General features: G+C 35.8%; 21 protein-coding genes, 1 pseudogene and 1 riboswitch. Of the genes and pseudogenes, 15 read left to right on the top strand and 7 right to left on the bottom strand.

Features of this window, described 5'->3' with window-relative positions; translation table 11 throughout:
• Positions 1 to 31: 31 nt before the first annotated feature.
• Positions 32 to 1,711, bottom strand: a complete 1,680-nt coding sequence (locus AC0L8O_RS20490; protein WP_473444951.1) for a glutamine--tRNA ligase/YqeY domain fusion protein — start codon at positions 1,709 to 1,711, stop codon at positions 32 to 34.
• A gap of 342 nt (positions 1,712 to 2,053) precedes the next feature.
• Between AC0L8O_RS20490 and AC0L8O_RS20485 the strand changes: the two genes are divergently transcribed.
• The 12 genes and pseudogenes from AC0L8O_RS20485 (at position 2,054) to AC0L8O_RS20430 (ending at position 13,707) form a co-directional block, all read left to right on the top strand.
• Entirely contained in the window at positions 2,054 to 2,179 is a 126-nt protein-coding gene (locus AC0L8O_RS20485; protein ID WP_275955422.1) for a hypothetical protein, read from the top strand.
• Between the two features lie 174 nt (positions 2,180 to 2,353).
• Positions 2,354 to 2,467, top strand: a riboswitch (SAM riboswitch).
• A 137-nt stretch (positions 2,468 to 2,604) separates the two neighbouring features.
• A complete protein-coding gene (locus tag AC0L8O_RS20480) occupies positions 2,605 to 3,732 on the top strand; it encodes a sugar ABC transporter substrate-binding protein (protein WP_473444949.1) in 1,128 nt (375 codons plus the stop codon).
• 136 nt (positions 3,733 to 3,868) lie between these two features.
• Positions 3,869 to 5,374, top strand: coding sequence for a sugar ABC transporter ATP-binding protein (locus AC0L8O_RS20475; protein ID WP_473444947.1), 1,506 nt, complete (start codon positions 3,869 to 3,871; stop codon positions 5,372 to 5,374).
• A gap of 1 nt (position 5,375) precedes the next feature.
• Positions 5,376 to 6,374, top strand: a complete 999-nt coding sequence (locus tag AC0L8O_RS20470; RefSeq protein ID WP_473444945.1) for an ABC transporter permease — start codon at positions 5,376 to 5,378, stop codon at positions 6,372 to 6,374.
• A gap of 358 nt (positions 6,375 to 6,732) precedes the next feature.
• Positions 6,733 to 7,188, top strand: coding sequence for an ATP-binding cassette domain-containing protein (locus AC0L8O_RS20465; RefSeq protein WP_473444943.1), 456 nt, complete (start codon positions 6,733 to 6,735; stop codon positions 7,186 to 7,188).
• Positions 7,189 to 7,235: 47 nt separating this feature from the next.
• The gene (locus AC0L8O_RS20460; protein WP_473444941.1) at positions 7,236 to 7,757 is read left to right on the top strand and encodes a LytTR family DNA-binding domain-containing protein; all 522 of its coding nucleotides are present in this window, start codon (positions 7,236 to 7,238) and stop codon (positions 7,755 to 7,757) included.
• Between the two features lie 127 nt (positions 7,758 to 7,884).
• Positions 7,885 to 8,732 (top strand): annotated as a pseudogene (locus tag AC0L8O_RS20455) (ABC transporter ATP-binding protein).
• Positions 8,729 to 9,436, top strand: coding sequence for an ABC transporter permease (locus AC0L8O_RS20450; RefSeq protein WP_473444939.1), 708 nt, complete (start codon positions 8,729 to 8,731; stop codon positions 9,434 to 9,436). The pseudogene AC0L8O_RS20455 and the gene AC0L8O_RS20450 overlap by 4 nt, the downstream one beginning before the upstream one ends.
• Before the next feature lie 215 nt (positions 9,437 to 9,651).
• Positions 9,652 to 10,206, top strand: a complete 555-nt coding sequence (locus tag AC0L8O_RS20445) for a thioredoxin family protein (RefSeq protein WP_473444938.1) — start codon at positions 9,652 to 9,654, stop codon at positions 10,204 to 10,206.
• A gap of 122 nt (positions 10,207 to 10,328) precedes the next feature.
• Positions 10,329 to 10,973, top strand: coding sequence for a hypothetical protein (locus AC0L8O_RS20440; protein WP_473444936.1), 645 nt, complete (start codon positions 10,329 to 10,331; stop codon positions 10,971 to 10,973).
• Between the two features lie 249 nt (positions 10,974 to 11,222).
• On the top strand, positions 11,223 to 12,584 hold the full coding sequence (locus tag AC0L8O_RS20435; protein ID WP_473444934.1) for an aspartate kinase: 1,362 nt from the start codon (positions 11,223 to 11,225) through the stop codon (positions 12,582 to 12,584).
• A gap of 148 nt (positions 12,585 to 12,732) precedes the next feature.
• Positions 12,733 to 13,707: a carbohydrate kinase family protein gene (locus AC0L8O_RS20430; protein WP_473444932.1), complete on the top strand. Its 975-nt coding sequence runs from the start codon at positions 12,733 to 12,735 to the stop codon at positions 13,705 to 13,707.
• Positions 13,708 to 13,752: 45 nt separating this feature from the next.
• Here the strand turns inward: AC0L8O_RS20430 and AC0L8O_RS20425 are convergent, their stop codons facing one another.
• Both AC0L8O_RS20425 and AC0L8O_RS20420 read right to left on the bottom strand, forming a co-directional pair.
• On the bottom strand, positions 13,753 to 13,890 hold the full coding sequence (locus AC0L8O_RS20425) for a hypothetical protein (protein WP_473444930.1): 138 nt from the start codon (positions 13,888 to 13,890) through the stop codon (positions 13,753 to 13,755).
• A 13-nt stretch (positions 13,891 to 13,903) separates the two neighbouring features.
• Positions 13,904 to 14,128 carry a hypothetical protein gene (locus tag AC0L8O_RS20420; RefSeq protein ID WP_473444928.1) on the bottom strand — a complete coding sequence of 75 codons (225 nt, stop codon included), beginning with the start codon at positions 14,126 to 14,128 and terminating at the stop codon, positions 13,904 to 13,906.
• A 315-nt stretch (positions 14,129 to 14,443) separates the two neighbouring features.
• Between AC0L8O_RS20420 and AC0L8O_RS20415 the strand changes: the two genes are divergently transcribed.
• The 3 genes from AC0L8O_RS20415 (at position 14,444) to AC0L8O_RS20405 (ending at position 16,489) form a co-directional block, all read left to right on the top strand.
• Positions 14,444 to 15,142, top strand: coding sequence for a Na-translocating system protein MpsC family protein (locus tag AC0L8O_RS20415; protein WP_473444926.1), 699 nt, complete (start codon positions 14,444 to 14,446; stop codon positions 15,140 to 15,142).
• 220 nt (positions 15,143 to 15,362) lie between these two features.
• The gene (locus tag AC0L8O_RS20410; RefSeq protein ID WP_473444924.1) at positions 15,363 to 15,758 is read left to right on the top strand and encodes a hypothetical protein; all 396 of its coding nucleotides are present in this window, start codon (positions 15,363 to 15,365) and stop codon (positions 15,756 to 15,758) included.
• A 17-nt stretch (positions 15,759 to 15,775) separates the two neighbouring features.
• The gene (locus tag AC0L8O_RS20405; protein WP_473444922.1) at positions 15,776 to 16,489 is read left to right on the top strand and encodes a Na-translocating system protein MpsC family protein; all 714 of its coding nucleotides are present in this window, start codon (positions 15,776 to 15,778) and stop codon (positions 16,487 to 16,489) included.
• Positions 16,490 to 16,538: 49 nt separating this feature from the next.
• On the opposite strand, the gene AC0L8O_RS20400 is transcribed toward AC0L8O_RS20405, so the two are convergent.
• From AC0L8O_RS20400 to AC0L8O_RS20385, 4 genes are all read right to left on the bottom strand, one after another.
• The gene (locus AC0L8O_RS20400) at positions 16,539 to 17,750 is read right to left on the bottom strand and encodes a 3D domain-containing protein (RefSeq protein WP_473444921.1); all 1,212 of its coding nucleotides are present in this window, start codon (positions 17,748 to 17,750) and stop codon (positions 16,539 to 16,541) included.
• 165 nt (positions 17,751 to 17,915) lie between these two features.
• Entirely contained in the window at positions 17,916 to 19,097 is a 1,182-nt protein-coding gene (locus tag AC0L8O_RS20395; protein ID WP_473449062.1) for an MFS transporter, read from the bottom strand.
• 180 nt (positions 19,098 to 19,277) lie between these two features.
• A complete protein-coding gene (locus AC0L8O_RS20390) occupies positions 19,278 to 19,616 on the bottom strand; it encodes a CBO0543 family protein (protein WP_473449060.1) in 339 nt (112 codons plus the stop codon).
• Positions 19,613 to 19,819 (bottom strand): hypothetical protein, encoded by a 207-nt coding sequence (locus AC0L8O_RS20385; protein ID WP_473449154.1) that lies wholly within the window; start codon positions 19,817 to 19,819, stop codon positions 19,613 to 19,615. Before AC0L8O_RS20385 ends, AC0L8O_RS20390 begins: the two co-directional genes overlap by 4 nt.
• Positions 19,820 to 20,129: the final 310 nt, after the last annotated feature.

Genomic DNA, 20,129 nt, shown 5'->3' with positions numbered 1-20,129 from the left:
GCGACAAGCCTTTGTTTTTCTAATAATGTCACTATTTTAATTTAAAAGAACTTTTCAGAGACACGATCCGATTGAATACCGTTTTTTCTGCTGTTGTGTGCTTAGGATCCACATTAAAGTATCCATGGCGGAAAAATTGAAATTTGTCTTGTGGCTGAATATCCTTCATATTCGGTTCAATAAATCCTTGTAAAACTTCAAGAGAGTTTTCATTTATATAATCAAGGAACGTTTTTTCTTCTGAAGACTCAGCTTCATCTTCACCTTCTTCGTCTTTTTGCTTATCAAGGATAAGTGGCTCATATAAACGAAATTCCGCAGGCAATGCATGTTTAGCATCAACCCAGTGTAATGTCCCTTTTACTTTACGGCCAGTAAAGCCGGTACCACTCTTTGTTTCCGGATCGTAGGTACAATGAATCTCAATCACATTTCCATTTTCATCTTTGATAACCTCTTCACATTTAATGAAATAAGCATGTTTTAATCTTACTTCATTTCCAGGGAACAGGCGGAAATACTTTTTGGGAGGGTTTTCCATAAAGTCCTCTTGCTCGATATAAATTTCACGGGAAAATGGAATTTGTCTTGTTCCCATCTCAGGTACTTCGGGATTAATCTCTGCATCAAGCATTTCAACTTGATCTTCCGGATAATTTGTAATGACAACTTTCAAAGGCTTCAAGATTCCCATTGTTCGAGGAGCTTGAAGTTTTAAGTCTTCACGGACAAAATGCTCAAGCATCGCTTCATCAACTGTAGCAAATCCCTTTGAAACACCAGTCTCTTTTACAAATTCACGAATAGCTTTTGGTGTATATCCTTTTCTACGTAACCCGGAGATGGTTGGCATACGCGGATCATCCCATCCATCAACAACCTTCTCATCAACAAGTTGTTTTAATTTTCGCTTACTCATCACTGTATTCGTGATACCTAAACGACCAAATTCTATTTGCTGTGGTTGATGCTCCATTTCACATTCTTCAATAACCCAGTTATAAAGAGGGCGTTGGTCCTCGAACTCTGTTGTACATAAGGAATGTGTAATGCCTTCGATTGCATCTTCGAGTGGATGAGCAAAAGCATACATTGGATAGATACACCATGTATCACCAGTATTATGATGAGTAGCATGTGAAACACGGTAGATAACAGGATCACGTAAATTTATATTTGGTGATGACATATCAATTTTTGCACGGAGAACTTTTTCTCCATTGCCAAATTCTCCATTACGCATACGCTCAAATAAATCAAGGTTTTCCTCAATAGAGCGAGTTCTGTATGGACTTTCTTTACCAGGCTCAGTCAATGTACCACGATATTCTCTAATTTCATCCGCTGTTAAATCATCTACATAGGCTTTACCTTTTTTGATAAGGAGAACGGCACGATTGTACATTTCTTCAAAATAATCGGATGCAAAGAATAAACCGTCCCAGTCGTAGCCTAACCAAGCTACATCTTCTTTAATGGATTCTACATATTCTGTATCCTCTTTTAATGGATTTGTATCATCAAATCGTAAATTTGTTTTTCCATTAAATTCATCTGCTAATCCAAAGTTAATAACAATCGATTTTGCATGACCAATATGAAGATAGCCATTTGGTTCCGGCGGGAAGCGAGTGTACACATAATCCCGTTTTCCTGTCTCAAGATCCTCTTTAATAATGGTTTTAATAAAGTTTGAGGAATTGTGTTCCAAATCAGATCAAACCTTTCTTTTATATGTAAGAATAAATTCTACCCTCCATTATACCAATAGATAATAAAAAGGTTAATTTACTTGCGGTATTTATTTGTAATAGTATATATAATTGCTACATGAATCAATGTGTATACAAGAATTGAAGAAAAGATAAGCTGTTTTCTGAAAGAATTTCATTTAGATCCTAGTTTGAATCGGTAGTGGAGCGAAATGGAACGGACTAAATATTACATGTAACTTTATTAAAAGACCATAGTACGCAAAATAACTAAAAGAAAGTTAAGTGCATGCATCTTAATCAGTTGTGTAAAATAACACAGTCTGGTAGGAGGTGAGAGTATGCCAAATAGAAACGATAATAAGTTCAGAAAGATTGAATCTGAAAGTCAAAAACAAGGTAAATCCCAGGAAGAATATGCTGCAGAGTTAGCTAACAACAAAATGAAAGCACAGAAAAGAAAGTAATAATTCACATGGGCAAGCATGGATGCTTGTCTTTTATATTGAAAAAAATGTAAGCCTTTTATTATAAAGATATAATAAATTCTGATATTATAAATATTCAAATAATGGTTGACATTCATTCTATACCGGATTAAAGTATATATATTGTTATTTTACTTAATCGCATAAAAACATCTCTTATCAAGAGTGGCAGAGGGACTGGCCCGATGATGCCCGGCAACCGTTCTATTTTCGAATAGAATTGGTGCTAAATCCTGCAAAGCTGTATATAGCTTTGAAAGATAAGAGAGGAGACTCCTATTATTGTGGTGAAACCTCTCTGTCTAAGAGAGGTTTTTTGTGTTACCAGGACTTGTGAAATTAGAGAGAACAAGTTCAAGGCATGAGTAAATCATATTCTATTAATTGAGGGGAGCAATGCAGCTATGAAGAACAAACTATTTAACACATTATTTATTTTAACATTGGTATTATCCATATTTGTTTCAGGGTGTTCATCCAGTAATGGCGGAGCGAATGAGTCGACAAAATCAAAAGGGAATCCTGACGTGTCACTCGATAATGTGCCTGAAAGATTTAAAGATGGTGAAGAAGTGAAAATTAAAGTAATCCGCAAAATTGGCGGGGATGATCATACAGCTCAATTTCTAGCAGGAGCTAAAGAAGAAGGGGAAGCATTAGGCTTCCAAGTTGATGTATTCACAGCAAATGGTGACACAGCTAAATTCCATGATGCCATCGCACAAGGACTTGAAGAAGATTATGATGGATTTATCATATCTCATGGCGATGATGAAGCAACAATTAATGCTGTGCAAAAGTTGGTTGATGCAGGTAAAAGTGTTGTTACATTTGACTCGATTGATGGATTATCAAAAATTAATGGAGTGACATTAACTTCACAAGATGATGAAGCACTGGCTAAATTAGCTTTAGATCAATTAGTGAAAGAGACAAAAGGTGAAGCGAATATCGTATACCTTTGGGTTGACGGTTTCCCTCCAATGGTTAGAAGAAACGCTGTTTACCAAGATGTTTTAAAGAATAATCCGGGAATTAAAGAAGTAGAGCGCTTTGGTATTGCATCTGCAGATACATCTGTTCAAACGCAAAATGCTGTTGCTTCTATGCTTAATAAGCACCCGAAAGGTGAAATTGATGCGATCTTCGCAACATGGGATGCATTTGCAATCGGTGCTGCACGCGCAATCAAAGAAGCTGGAAGAGATGAAATTAAGATTTACGGCATTGATGTTTCCAATGCAGATCTACAAGAAATGCAAAATGAAGCAAGCTCATGGAAATACACGGCAGCTGTTGATCCAAAGCTTATCGGTGCCGTGGACATGAGAATTTTGGCTAAAAAACTTGCTGATGAAAAAACACCAGAAACATATAATCTTGAAGCTTCACTTATTTCACAAGATGCGTTACTACAATCGAATGAGCCTATTAATATGGTGAATTTAGCTGACACTGTGGAAGGTTGGGGTCAGTCAGATGCATTTGAAGAAGACTGGATGAAAACATTAAAAGAATATTATAAGAAATAATATCTCTAGTAGAGACGGGTGGAGTCTTAGTTCATACTCTCGAAACACCCGCCTCTTTCCTTTTTTCCTCTATATAAACCTCCAAATAAATATTCCAATAAACTAAGAACAGATCAATAAGGAAGGAGGAAGGACAATGAATACATCTGTATTAAAAATGAAAGAAATATCCATTGAGTTTCCTGGAGTAAAAGCACTTGACTCTGTTAATTTTACGATGAAAAGCGGTACGACTCATGCACTAATTGGAGCAAATGGTGCCGGAAAATCGACTCTAATGAAAGTTTTATCAGGTGCTTACAATCATTACACAGGACAAATTCAAATAAATGGCAAAGAAGTGTTAATTAAAGACCCTAAGGATGCACAAGTACAAGGTATTCAAATTGTTCACCAGGAAGTGGATACAGCCCTTATCCCATATTTAACAGTAGGAGAGAACATTATGCTCACCAAAACAGTGAGTGAGATGGGAAAGAGGCAATTCATTCGCTGGAAGCAAATCCATCAACAAGCAACTGAAATTTTAAATAGCTTAAATATAAAGGTGTCATCTAAAAAGCTGGTAAGTGAACTGACTCTTGCAGAAAAACAGATGGTGCTGATTGCAAGAACAGTCTCGTCAAAATGTAAATTCCTTATCCTCGATGAGCCGACTGCACCATTAAGTCATGCTGAGACAAAGGAGTTATTCAGGATTATTCGTGATCTAAAGGAGAAAAATGTCGGAATTATCTTTATTTCACACCGTCTTCCTGAAATATTTGAGATTTGTGATGAGATTACAATCATGAGAAATGGAATGCTTGTCACACATGAACGTATTCGTGAGACAACTCCTAATAAAGTAATAGAAAACATGCTTGGCAGAGAGCTAGAAGAGCAGTTTCCGGAGAGAACATTTCAAATTGGTGAAACGATCCTGGAGGTCAACCATCTGTATGATCATGAAAAACTATCAGATGTTTCCCTACATGTAAGACAAGGTGAAATTGTCGGAATCGCAGGCTTAGTAGGAGCAGGTAAAACAGAGCTATGTAAAACCTTGTTTGGTGAAAAGAAACGTACATCAGGAGAAATAAAGCTACATGGTAAAAAACTAAAAATGGACAACCCTTATCAAGCAGTTAAACAGGGGATTGCCTTGGTACCTGAAGAAAGACGAAAAGAAGGGATCTTGGTAGAAGAGTCCGTTGTAACGAATTTAACCGCTGCAAACCTGGGAGCTTTCACAAGTGCACTTAGCTTTGTAATGCGTAAAAAGGAAAAGCAACAAGCTGTTGAGCTGATTAAAAGCCTTGGAATAAAAACACCATCAGATGAAACGAAGGTGAAAAATTTATCCGGTGGAAATCAACAGAAAATTGCGATAGGAAAATGGCTTATTACTGATGCAGATGTTTATATTTTTGACGAACCTACAAAAGGAGTAGATGTAGGAGCCAAAAAAGATATTTTTGAACTCATTTGTGAGTTGGCAAAAAGAGGAAAGGCTATCCTATATGCCTCTTCAGAATTAGCCGAAATCATCGGGATTACAAATCGCTTATATGTCTTGTACGACGGTAAGGTTGTTAAAGAAGTAAATACAGATATAACGAACGAAGAAGACCTATTATTTTATTCAACAGGAGGCAACTAAGATGACTGAATTAAATCCTGTGCAAACCAATAAAGGAAAAAGATCATTTGATTTGTTTCAATTTTTGTATAAATATGGAACAATATTAACGATCTTTATTCTTATCATCGTGTTTGCAGTTTCTAATCCAACCTTTATTCAAGGGAATAATATTATTAATATTTTACGATCAATATCTATAGTAACGATAATCGCAATCGGAATTACCATTTCACTTTCTGTGAATGGGTTCGACTTATCTGTAGGGTCTGTTGCTTCATTATCAAACGCGATTGTTATTTCAATGTTTGTCTGGTTCTCACAGAACACACTCATTGCCATATTCTCAGCTATAATAGCTTCATTATTAGTTGGGGTTCTAAATTCATTTTTTATAGTAAAATTAAAAGTTCCCGATATGTTAATAACTCTTGCAACGATGTTTATTGTGCAGGGAATTGCTTTAACATATACGAAAGGTGCTACTGTATCACAAAATATGGTCATGCCTGACGGAACATTTGCAACAGGACTTATTAGTCCGGTTTTTGAGCATATCGGACAAGTACCTTGGATTATTGTCATTATGGTGGTCGTAGTGATTGCTGTTCATATTTTTTTAACATACACAAAGCATGGCCGTTATATGTATGTAATCGGCGGGAATATTGAAGCTGCAAGATTATCAGGAATTCCTGTTAATAAATATAAAGTAGCTGCTTATCTTTTATCAGCTCTTTTTGCATCAATCGGAGGAATTGTTTTGGCATCAAGGGTCATGACAGCTGAGATCAACGCTGGAGCACCTTATTTAATGGATTCAGTTGCCGCTGCATTTATTGGATTCTCTGTGCTAGGTGCAGGTAAGCCAAATGCTTTTGGAACATTTGTCGGTGCCGTCTTAATTGGTATATTACAGAATGGACTTGTTATGATGTCCGTACCTTATTTTGCAATGGATATTGTGAAAGGAACGGTTCTGGCGTTTGCCCTTGCCCTTACTTACTACAAGCAAAAATAGCTGCTGATTGAATCAGCAGTTTTTTTGTTGCTCAGGAAACTATAAAATTCTTTGAACTGTGGATAAGTGCGCGACATCCAGCTCCAGCGCGTAGCCTTAGATCGCACAGGACGTCTCGTTATTGACTCCCTCTACGGTCTAGCCACAAATGAATTGAAGACGAAGACAAAGGACTTTTCAATTCATTTGCGTCTTATTTGCCCGAGGGCTGATCAAGGCGCTTGCGCTTTTGTTCTGAAAAATGTCGAATTCCTCAGACAAATTATTCGTATATTTCCCAGGAAAGGAATTTTTCTCTGAATTTTAGACAAGCCTTGCGTTATAATTGGAAATAATTGAAATAGTTAGGGTGGAGGCTATGAATATATTATCAATTAGCGATTTAGAAAAGCATGAAGGCAATGCAGTTATCTTTCCGTCTTTCAGTTTGACAGTCGATGCGGGAAATGCTGTTGCCATTCATACGAATATGGATGTGCAGAAAATAGTAATGAGTATGCTGTTAGGAGAGCTTCCGATCTTGGCAGGAACAATAAAGGTGAATGATATAAGCATTGCTGCTTCAAAGAAAAAATATTTACAGCATATCGGAGTTTTATCCTTGAATGACGGCCTATATGAGAGGCTGACTGTAAAGGAGTATCTATCATTTTATCAAAAACTGTATGATTCTAAATCAGCACTAGAACAAATTCTGCTAACTGTTCAACTGGAAGAACAGAAGAATACAAGAATTGGAAAGTTAAGTTTTTCGGAGAAAAAAGAGTACATCTGGGTAATTTGCTGCTCAAACCAGTATCTCTTTATGTATTAGAGGAACCTGACCAAAACACGGATCTGGAAACGAAAAGAGTCCTTAATATGGTCGTACAGGAGTTAATTAGCAAAGATAAAGCAGTAGTCATTCTAACCGGCAATATGGAAAGCGCATTGACCCTAACCGACAATGTATATCGTTTAGATAGTACTGGTCTTTTTAAGCTTGATGTAACCGCGGAAGAATCTGAACAGGAGACCGATATGGAAGCCGTTACTCAGCCTGTCAGATTTGAAAAAATTCCAACAAAAGTGAATGAGAAAATTGTTTTATTTGATCCCCCCGAAATTGATTATATCGAAAGCAGTGAAGGTCAGTCACTGCTTTATATTAAAGGGGAAACTTATCAAAGTATGTTCACTCTGAATGAGTTGGAGGAGCGACTGCAACCATTTGGTTTTTTCCGCTGTCATCGTTCGTATATCGTTAATTTGCAAAAGGTGAGGGAAGTTGTAACATGGACGAGAAACAGCTTTACACTTATCCTAAATGACGCTAGCAAATCCTCGGTTCCGCTCTCGAAGGCAAAAATGGCGGAATTAAAAGGGATGCTTGGCTTAAAATAGTGCTCCATTCACGGTGAATATGCGCCACCTACATAGCATTTTGCTCCTTTTGCGGGCTTTTTACTGCACCATTGTGACTCCTCCTATATGATGAAGTCATATCACAGAGCAATACAGGAGGATGACAATGAAAAAGATAATAGAAGTAAAGTCATTGGCAAAACTGTTCGGTAATCAGCGTGCACTTGAGGATGTTTCATTTGAAGTAAATAAAGGAGAAGTATTTGGTTTTCTCGGGCCGAGTGGTTCAGGAAAGACAACGACTATAAAAATCTTAACAGCCCAACTGTCACAAACAGATGGAGCTGCACTAGTGTTCGGGGAACCTGCTTTCCAATTGAAAAATCCGATTAATAGAAAAAAATCGGGATTATTACTGACAATAGTGGCTTGTATGAACGCTTATCGATCTATGACAATTTAAAACTATATTGCGGGCTTTATGATGTGAGTATTTCACGAATAGATGAAGTACTGGAAATGGTTAATTTAAAAGAAGAAAGTAAAAAGATTGTTTCAAAGCTTTCAAAGGGGATGCTGCAAAGAGTGACGCTTGCGCGGGCATTTCTTCATAAACCGGAGCTGCTGTTTTTAGATGAGCCTACATCAGCTCTCGATCCTGTTAATTCCCGCCATATTTATCGCGGTTTACAGGAACTAAAGGAGAATGGTACAACAATTTTTCTAACAACTCATGATATGAATGAAGCAGAATTATTGTGCGATCGTGTTGCATTTCTTCATAACGGCTCCATACAGCTGATCGGACCACCGAAGGAATTGCGCAAGAGCTATGCAGATCATACACTTACGGTCGAATTAACGGACGGTACAACAGAAGTCATTTCAAAAGGGGAAGATGGTGCGGAAAAGCTGTATCGCTTTATGTCAGAAAATAAAGTAGTGTCGGTTCATACAAACGAACCAACCTTAGGGGATATATTTGTTGAGATAACAGGGAGGAAATTATCATGACATTTTCATTAAAAAGGACCTTAGCCATTTTTCAGAAAGATTATAAAGATATTTCAAAAAATATGTATGTATCCTTTACGGCTATTATCCCGTTATTTATGGCACTGCTTTACGGTTCACAGGGAGAATTGACGATTGATATGCAATATATTGTTATTAACATGACATTGTCTCTTGTTGCTGCGTTTATTCAATGCTCGCTTATTGCTGAGGAAAAGGAAAAGAATACATTGCGCGGATTAATGCTGTCACCTGCCAGTACGGTGGAAATCTTGGCTGGTAAAGGGATGCTGACATTTATCACCACTATTTTTATTATTACTGTTTCTTGTTTTTTAATTGAGTATAAGCCGGAAAATGTCATGATCATCGCTGTTGCAATTGCGTTGTCTACATTATTCTACATTGGTTTAGGAACCTTTCTCGGCTTGATGACAAAATCAGTCATGGAAGCCTCAGTTGTGATTATGCCTTTTTTCTTTCTATTTACTTTTAGTTCATATGCCTTACTGCTTGCTGAAAAATTCCCTATCTTAAAGGCTGTGGAATATATGCCAAACACTCAGCTTGTCGAACTGGCTCGAGAGGTACAATCAGGTGCAGGCATTGTAGATGTATGGAGTAACCTTGTTGTCATAATTATTTGGATCATCGTGATTTTTGCTCTGGCATATCGGATATTTAAAAAACGTATGACGGACTAATTTATCCCATTCTTAACGGCCAGTAAGACTCCGACTTCAAGATTAGAGAGAAATAAAGATGATAAGTGGGAGATAACTGACCGTAAAGATCGGATAAGTTTCGCTAACCATCATTGGGGAATGAAGAAAACCCCCATTGATGGTAGTCTCACTTTAATTGAAAAAAACATGACAACCCTCTAAAATGAAATTAATAATAAGGAGGGATCGTTATAATGAATTTACTTGATTGGTACAATAATGGTTTAACAAAAGAAGAGTATATAAATGGAATGAACGTGAACAAATCAGAAATGATGGGGATTTATGATAAGTTTTCATTAAATGAAACACATAAAAGCCGCTTATCTTCGTTAAAAGATAAAGAGCTAAAAGCGATCGTACTGACGGAAGACTGGTGTGGCGATGCAATGCTGAACAATCCTATCCTCCTTAAAATTGCTGAAGAAATCAGCATGGAAGTTCGCTTTGTACTTCGTGATTCAAATTTAGAGCTCATGGATCAATATTTAACAAATGGTACATCTCGTGCGATTCCCATTTTTATTTTTCTAAATAGTGAAGGGGAGGAAGTAGCAGTATGGGGTCCCCGCGCAGCAAAAATGCAGGAGTTTGTAATGGAGGAACGAAGCAAATTACCATCTAAGGAAGATCCTGCGTTCTCTGAAAAGCAATCGGCAATGTACAAAAAAATAACGTCCGCTTATCAGGAAACTCCTGGTTATTGGGATGTGGTGGCGGAAAGCATTATCGTAAAATTAACTGCATAATGATAAGAGCCGGCGGTTCGGTTTTCAAATACAAAACATTGATTAGCACGCCAATAGCAGTCCATTTCGCAACTAAATTGGACTGCTTCTTTTTAACTATTATTATATTTGTGAGGAGATAAATGAAAGCCTTTTTAACTAAAATTCGAAAACCAATAAATATATCACTATCAAGGCAAATTTTATATTCTGCTTTAATACTTTTCGCAGGTATTCTTTCAGGCATAATTTCCAAGGTACTTGATGAAACTCCCAGTAATGTATTACCATATTTCCTTGAAATGTTGGATTTAAGGAACTTCTTTTCTCGTATAGGAGTTTGGATTTTCCTTGCGATGCTTATTTCTGTGTATAGCAAATCACCTGTTAGGTCTGCCGTAAATGTTTTTTTGTTTTTTGTAGGTATGGTAGGTAGCTATTATCTTTATACTGTTACGATAGCTGGTTTTTTCCCTAAATCATATATGATAATCTGGGTTTTCATGACTGTTATTTCACCATTTATGGCTTTTATATGTTGGTATGCAAAAGGGAAAGGTATTATGGCAATTATTATTTCATCTATTATATTTATGTTTATTTCAAGACAGACATATGCATTTGGATTTTGGTATGTAGATATTATTAATATCGCTGAATTTATACTCTGGATCGTCACATTAGTTGTTTTATATCAGTCCCCAAAACAAATAGTTATAGTGGTATTGGTTGGATTGCTTCTTTACTTCGTTACCGCTCAAATCAGTTTACTATGGGGAATGTTGTAGGTTATTAGTTAGCGTGAAAGGTTTCACTTATGTGTACAATAACACATGAATATAAAGAAAGCTCAGTTCTTTTTAGACTCTGAGCTTTTTGGTATGCTCTGCTGGCTTTTTAAGGGGATCACTCAAGACTGTCTCCTTTAAAAGGACAATTGTACATCATATAAAGAAAACCCTTGATTAATTGAAGAAAACAGAGGATAATAGTGATTAAAATTTGACTGAAAATTTTAAATAGTAGGAGATGTAGAAATGAAAGTTGTAAAGTTCGGTGGTTCCTCTTTAGCTTCAGGTGAACAATTAAAAAAAGTGTTGAATATTGTTGAGTCAGATCCAACTCGAAAGGTTGTTGTTGTTTCTGCACCTGGAAAACGGTATTCAGATGATATAAAGGTAACTGATTTATTGATCGAATGTGCGGAGAAACATTTAGCAAATGAAAATGCTGAGGAAGTCTTTCAAACGATCATTGAAAGGTATGCAAGTATCGTAAAGGAATTATCGATCCCTCTGGATATTGTAGAAACCATTTCAACTGACTTAAAGGTATTATTATCAGGAGACAAAAGTAAGCCTGAAAGTTACCTTGATGCCGTAAAAGCAAGTGGAGAGGATAATAATGCAAAGTTGATTGCCGCATTCTTCCGACACAGCGGGCTTAATGCCGAGTATGTTAATCCAAAAGATGCCGGTTTACTTGTCTCAGATGAGCCTGGTAACGCTCAAGTACTACCTGAATCGTATGAGAACTTATATAAACTTCGCGAAAAAGAAGGGATCGTTGTATTCCCAGGGTTTTTCGGTTACAACAAAAAAGGTGAGGTCCTAACATTTTCAAGAAGTGGATCCGATATTACAGGATCAATTTTAGCAAATGGTATCAAAGCTGACCTGTATGAAAATTTTACAGATGTTGACGCGGTATATTCAGTTAATCCAACGTTTGTTCAAAATCCTAAGGAGATTAGTGAGTTGACATATCGTGAAATGCGTGAGCTTTCATATGCAGGCTTTTCTGTATTCCATGATGAAGCATTAATTCCTGCATTTAGAGCAGGTATTCCTGTAAATGTGAAAAACACAAATAATCCTTCAGCACCTGGAACAAGAATTGTAAATGAGAGATCAAATTCTAACGGGCCAGTTATTGGTATTGCAAGTGATAAAGGTTTTTGTAGTATTTATGTGAGCAAATACTTGATGAACCGTGAAATCGGCTTTGGACGTAAACTATTACAAATTTTAGAGGATAATGGTTTAACATATGAACATGTACCATCAGGTATTGATGATGTAACAGTTATTTTGCGACAAGATCAAATGGATGAAGCACTTGAAGTGAAAATAAAAGAACGAATTATGACAGAGTTGCATGCAGATGAAGTCATTATTGAACACGACCTTGTTTTGATTATGGTTGTTGGTGAAGGAATGCGCCATAATGTTGGGACAACAGCTCGTGCCGCAAAAGCTCTTGCACACGCTGACGTAAATATTGAAATGATCAATCAAGGTTCCTCAGAGGTTAGCATGATGTTTGGAGTAAAAGAGCCTCAGGAAAAGCGAGCTGTTCAAGCGTTATATAATGAATTCTTTGTTGCAGTACCAGTCTAAAAAATATTCATAAGGGGATAGTCTGCAGGCACATAAAAATGTGGTGTCGGGACTGTCCTTTTGTTCTTCCTTACAATAAATATCTATTATTTATAAAAGTAGATTGTGTATACTTATAAGTAGTTTACATAAATATGAGGTGAAGAGGATGGCCAGGTTATTTTCAATTGGAGAGGTTTTAATTGATTTCATTCCAGCTCAAAAGGGAGTTGCTCTAAAAGAGGTAGTTTCGTTTGAGAGGGCTCCAGGTGGTGCCCCGGCAAATGTTGCAGCAGCCGTTGCAAAAGCTGGAGGACAAGCATCAATGATTACAAAGCTGGGTGAGGATGCGTTCGGTGATTTCTTAATAGATACGTTGAACAATGTTGGTGTCAATACAGAGTATATTTTGAGAACCAAAAAAGCAAACACAGCACTTGCTTTTGTCTCTCTAAAAGAAGATGGAGAGAGGGACTTTTCATTTTATCGAAATCCATCAGCAGATCTTTTGCTATCAGAGGATGAGATAAGCGACAACTGGTTTAATGAAGGAGATATTCTTCATTTTTGTTCTGTTGACTTAGTCGAAAGCCCGATGAAACAGGCACATGTAAAGGCAATAAAAGTGGCGAAAGAAAAGGGAACTTTGATAAGCTTTGACCCTAATGTGCGATTGCCGTTATGGGAAAGCGCTGAAGAATGTCAAGCAACGATAAGAGAATTTCTTCCACAAGCGCATGTAGTAAAAATATCAGATGAAGAGCTGGAATTTATTACAGGAATCAAAGATGAAAAAGAAGCAATACACTCTCTATTTACAGGTGATGTGAAAGCGGTAATTTATACAAAGGGTGCAGCAGGGGCTATTCTTTATGTGAATGAAGAAAGCTTCTCATCAGCGGGTTATAAGGTTACTGTACAGGATACAACAGGTGCAGGGGATGCATTTATAGGCGGTTTTTTATCTAAATTAATAGAAAAAAATGCCACGATTTTTAATCTTGAATCACTATTAAAACAAGAGCATGTAGATATTTTATCTTATGCAAATGCAAGTGGAGCCCTTACTACTACTGGTAAAGGAGCAATTTCCGCTTTACCTTCAAAACAGGAAATTTATGATTTCATTGAGAAACAAAAGTAATGACATATCGGACAGTCCAAGAGAATAGGGCTGTCCTTACATACATTATTCACTAGTAATAGCTGTATTTTTTCTTGATCTTCCTTTGAATTTGCTTTGTTTATTTAATTTTAGATTTTGAGATCGTAACCGGTTTGCCGGAATATTATTATTTGGGGCCGCTTGTTCGTTCCAATCACCCATATAAAATCATCCTTTACTCTTCAATTTTCTTGCCTCTCATGATGTTTTCAAATGCAGCCATTGATGGATCCTGTTTGATTTCGTGATCAAAAGGGTTTTTTTCTTGAGTGAACTCAGGGTCGGCTTCCAGACGAATTCCCATTTGTGAACCAGCTGTTGATAAGGAATCATTAATAATAGATTCTTGTTTCCCGTCTTGATGAGGAGTTACTTCCGAATGTTGGTTTCTTCGATCCATATTATCACCTCGGGTATGTTAATACGTACGATCTTATGATTTCTCTAATGGTAGGAACTATACTAACAGATAGCTGGGTTAAATCTGTTGCGGAGTCGTTAGAATAATGTTAATATTTATAAGACTAATTTCTTGCTGTTATTAGTTAATTTCTTAAATACAATTCAATTTCAAATGATACATAAATATAAATAAACCTTAAATGGTAAATGGAAGAAACTATTTTGATAATAGCCCGTCTTTCCATGGCCTAACTTCTATATGGAGTTAGGCCTTTTTGTTTTTTATTGACTTAGACCTAGGGGGAACATATGAATGAAGAATACAAATAGTTACTACCAGGAAGATCTTCTTCTGCTAAGTAGTACTTTAAGTAAGATTTTAAAACGAAGGTTTGGAAAAGGGCCTGAAATGTGTTCTGTCACGTTACATTCAAATAGAATCATCGCTTTTGTACGTAAATATATCACTCCGGCTGAGGAAGTATTACTAAAAAATGATAATGTAAATTTGGTCTATAAGTTCCGATCGGCAGTAATGGAGGATGTTGTTGATGAATTCATTGGGGAAGTGAAAGATTCTCTGGGAATGAGTTTCGATTCTTATTTTGAGGATTGGAACTTTAACAGAAATACTGGGATGCTGATAGTAGAAAATAGTCATTCCAGGAATTGGATGAATACGGATATTCACCCGGCTTTTAAAGAAAAGCTATTTGAAGGTATAAGTGTGGTAAAGAATGAAATTTATAAAGCACCAACAAGTATGGAAATTATTAAGATCAATCAAAACATGTATGCTGTAGAATGCCGTAATACATTAATACAAATGGAGAAAATTTTATATAATAAGGGATATTTCGGGCTATTACAAGAACGTTCAAATGATATTAAAAATTCCTGTTTTTTTCATAAGGGGAAATTTGATTCTATCTTTGAGACAAGGGTAGAGGATATATTTTTATTTTGGGACTATAAAAATGATAGAAGTTATATGTTTTTCTATTTACTTTAAAACATCTATATACAATAATTTCAATTTTTAATATGATATATTAAACGAATTATTTATAAAAAATAATGATAGTACTTGAAGTCATTTAAATAATCTTGGTAGATATTAGAATAGTTAGCTAAACAAAAGCCAAAATAGCAAAAAGACAGAAAACTTTTTGCTATTTTGGCTTTTTACTTTTTGGGGATATTAATGATTGGGTAGTAGGATGGTGGAGCAAATGGAAAATTGTTATGAATATTCACAATCATTAAAGGTAATGACCAAAATGACACCTGTAAAGTTGAGTGAAATTTGTAGTCTGCTAAAAGAAATAGCTGAAACTTTTCACGATTATAATAGTAAGGTGGAAAACAAACATATCATTGAAATAAAAAATAATCTATCTGATCTACGTAATTTAATGGAACAGAGCATGATATTATTAAAGGATGTCAGAATAGAAAAGCAGCTATTAATTAATATGGTTGTTTCTATTGTTGAGTTCCTTTGTAATATTATCGAAGAGTTAGATTCGTTACAAAGCAAGCTTGATGTCATACCAACATCTCATCAACTAACATTGAAGTATCAAATAGCTTATTTACATACGATCATAAAAGAAATAATAAAATAAGGAAATGAGTGAAGTGAATGAATCAAGAAATATTAAATTCAATTAGTAGCTTTACAAGTAAAATCCTTAGAAAGAATTTTGGAAGAGGTCCTCAATTATGTCAATCGACTTTATCTGACCGATACTTGGTTGTTTACATCAGAGGTTTCATATCACCTATGGAGGAAGTTCTTATTCAGCAAGGTTATAGGAATCAGGTAGAAAAAGCTAGAACCGTTATTATTAATTATGCCATTGAGGAATTAAAAGGAGTAGTAGAGATTTCATTGAATCAAGATGTTGTTGACCATTACCATGATTGGAATTTGCCGAATAACACGGGGATGATGATGTTTGTATTAGATGAAAGAGTAGGCCGTGAATGTATGCCGGAAGAACACGTTAATCTGAAGTTGTTGGAATCGGAAGTGGCTAGAATTAGTCTACTAGTAGAAAAAGTCCCAGATCAAATAAAACTATATCCATTATCTAAATCACTTTATGTAATTGAAAGAAAAGGAATTTTAGTTCCTATTGAAAAATCTCTTATTCAGAAGGGATTTGCAGATGAATTGAAAATGACAAAGGATGAATTAGAGAAAAGCCACTTTCATCGTAATGGCAAATTTGAAGAGGTTTTTCAGACTAGTGTCAAAGATATATTTATTGATTGGAATTTTAAAGAGGATAAATCTTATATGGTCTTTATCTTAGATAATGAATCTTCAGTCATTTTAAAAACAAAAGGATAGATAAGCCAGAAGGTTTTCTGGTTTATCTATCCTTTCGTTGCAGCCAAATCTAATCTAATATTTTAATTTTTACGGTTTTACGTCCCCACTGAAGTGCTTTTGCACTTGAAGGCATTAACACATCTATTTTATGTCCAATAATAGCTCCACCTGTGTCACCTGCGATGGCAACGCCATATCCTTCTACCCAAACTTTTGAGCCGAGAGGGATGACACCGGGATCAACGGCAATAAGCTTCATATTCGGGTTCTTTTTAATATTATAACCGAGATAAGTTACATCATTTTTCGTATCTTCATGACTGTATGCAGTCGCAGAAACATACAATTCTTTTCCTGATTTAGATGAAGTGTCACTGTCTTTTTTCGTTGTTTGTGTGTTTGTTTGTGTAGTTGTTTGTTTTTTTGGCGCTGTTGGCGGTGGAGCAACTGTTTGTTGTACAACAGCTTCTTCCTTTGCTTTTTTAGCTTTAGCTAATTCAACAGCTCTGGCTTTTGCAGCTTCCTCTTCTTTTTTAATCTGATCTTGAATTGTACTTATCTTAGATTGAATCGTTGACTTCTCTTTTTCTGCTAGAGTAATTTCAGCTGACAATGATTGATATTTATCTTGTAAGGCAACAAGTGCCTGATTTCTTTTTACACGTTTTTGCTCAAGCTCAATTCTTTTAGTTTCTAATTCAGCCTGTTGGGAAACTAAAAGTTGTTCTTGTTTATCGATTTCTTTCTTTTCTTCTTCAATTTGATTTATATCTGCTTGTTGTTGTTCAACGATATTTTGATCGGCATCCAATATTGTGGCAACGGCCCCAACACGTTCAAAGAAATTACCGATGCTTTCAGAATTAATAAGTGTATCGATAACGATTGTTGTACGATCACTATGCTGAAGAGCAACTAAACGCTTTTCCATAATATCTTCGCGTGCATATACCTTGTCCTGAAGAAGAACAATCTCTTCTTTCTTTTGTTCAATTAATTTTTGGATCTCTGATATCTTTGTTTCAACATCAGCTAGGCTTTGTTCACTGCTTGAAATTTCCTGATCAAGAGCTTGTACATTTTGTTGAATAGTATTCACTTCTTCATTTATGGCTTGCTGTTCTTTTTCCTTTTGAAGAATGGTTTGTTGATTCTGCTCTAGCTGTTCATTCGCACGATTTAACGTGTCATTTGTTGATTCTGCTTTTGCCACATATGTAATAGGTAAGGATAATAATAGGATTCCAACTGTGGCAATTGTTTGTTTCAAAGCTCGCATAAAGCAACCCCTTTCTCATCTATCTAGTTATAACATAGAAATATGACTCGTAGGTTACAAATAGATTAAAAGTTCTGGTAAGTTATGTAAGTTAGACTACTATTTTCAAATAAAAGAAAGGACAAATCCCAAATTTTATGGAATTTGTCCTTTGATTTTTTTCAGTTAGTTTGTCTGTTGCCATTCAGTTAATTTGCGATCAGTTGGTAATAAAAATGCTAATAAACCAAGTAATGGTAGTAAAGCCACACCGATCATGGTTGTTGTTAAGCCGATCCAATCGATTAAGGCACCCAGGGCAACTGAACCGATTGCTCCCATGCCAAATGCCAACCCAACTGTTAACCCTGACATTAATCCGATTTTACCAGGAACAAGCTCTTGTGCATAGACAACGGTAACAGAAAAGCTGGACATCAAGATAACCCCTATTAGTGCAAGAATAATTATAGATAGAGTTGAACCTACAAATGGCAGCAATAATGATAGAGGCGCTGTTGCTAGCAAAGAAATCAGGATAACTGTACGTTTTCCAAAACGATCAGCTAACGGCCCGCCAAGAAACGTTCCAACAGCTCCCATTAGTAAAAAAGTAAAAATATAAATCTGAGAACTGGCAATCGTGAGCTCATATTTATCAATCGCAAAAAAAGCATAAAAGCCTGAGATGGCACTCACATACCATGAACGAGCAAAAATCAAAAAGATAATAATAATGACTGCGTTACGTATAGACTTTGATAAAGCTTTTGTATTGGTATTTTTAACTTTTATTTTTTTAGTAGCTTTGCTCTCTTTTAGTTTACGAGAATACCAGTTTGCAATATAAAATAAAAACCCAACTGCCAAGGCAGCAACAACTGTGAACCAAATGGCTCCAAATTGCCCGAGAGGAACGAGTATTAAAGCTGTTATTAATGGAGCAAGCGCTTGACCGCTATTACCTCCAACCTGATAAATCGATTGGGCTAAACCTCTCCGGTTTCCGGCAGCCATATAAGCAACACGTGAACCTTCAGGATGGAAAATGGCCGATCCTAACCCAATAAAAATAACCGATAAAAGGATTGTTAAAAATGATGGAGCGAATGCTAAACCAAGTACACCTAACATGCTGCTCGTTAATCCGATTGGTAAGGCGTAAGGCATCGGCTTTTTATCCGTGTATAAGCCGACAACAGGCTGCATAACTGAAGAAACCATGTTCAATGCAAAAGCTATAAGTCCAAGTTGTGTAAACGAGAGACCCATCGATTGTTCTAAAATGGGAAACATTGCGGGAATAACTGACTGAATGCTGTCATTTAAAAGATGACACAAACCGATAATAAACAAAATGTTATACATTGTTCCTGATTCTTGTTGGAGGGAAGCAGGTTTTTTTGAAGTGATGCGGTTGCCATGAATTTTATCTCCCTTATGTAAAATTGTTTCGATGCACGAAATAGATCTAATATTCATATTATTGTCATCACTTGGAAAAAATTCAAGTGAAATATGTACTTCATTTTGAGAAATATAAGTGAGTCAGTTTTCTGCCCTTAGTTTACAGATTTTCTCGACAATCACTCTGATGAAAATAGCTAACAAAATATAAATAGGAAATGAATAAAGATTTGACCAAATTAATGGTCTGTAAATTCCTAAATACATGGCAATCGGTTCAAAAGCAAATGCGAATATACCGGATAAGAAAATAGAAGCAAAAATAAACGCCTTCCATTTTATAAAAAATTGATACAACATCATGAAGAAGAGAGAGATCATTAAATCAATGCATATAACTCTTGGACCCCAAGGTAACACCATTTTTGGGTATTCCCAAAGTTGCAGCTCTCCACCGAATGTATCAAGAACTGTAGCTATGTTAAACGTAAGTAGCCCATATAATAAAATTGGGAATATTCTGCTTTGATCAAGAAGTCGGATCCAGACAAAAAAAGAAAGATAAGAAATATGAGCATAAACCACCATTGAGGTGTAAAAACAACTTCATCACGCCAATAATACCAGCGTAAAGTAGAAACTTTTTCTTGAGCTTTCATAATATCTTGCATAGAAGGATTCATTGGATACCTCGTTGAAGTTTTATTCTAATTTTTAGTATGGTCGATATACGTTGTCACTATTAAGTTTTTTGATATTAAAGCGAGTTAATACATAAAATCAATAGTACATTCTACTCGGCAAGTGATGTAATAATTGATAAACTATTTTTATATTCATTTTTCACTATATATTTTTTGAAGAAAGCGAGTGTCTGGAGCGCAATGGAACGAACAACTTTTACACTAAATCTTATACTAAATACTGTTTATTTTTATAATTTATAAATTACATAGCTTTTTAGAAAAATGAAAGCCCTTTCCATTTCCATAT

Source organism: Metabacillus sp. KJ11-3, assembly GCF_055808295.1.
This window is presented reverse-complemented; position numbering and strand designations above follow the sequence as displayed.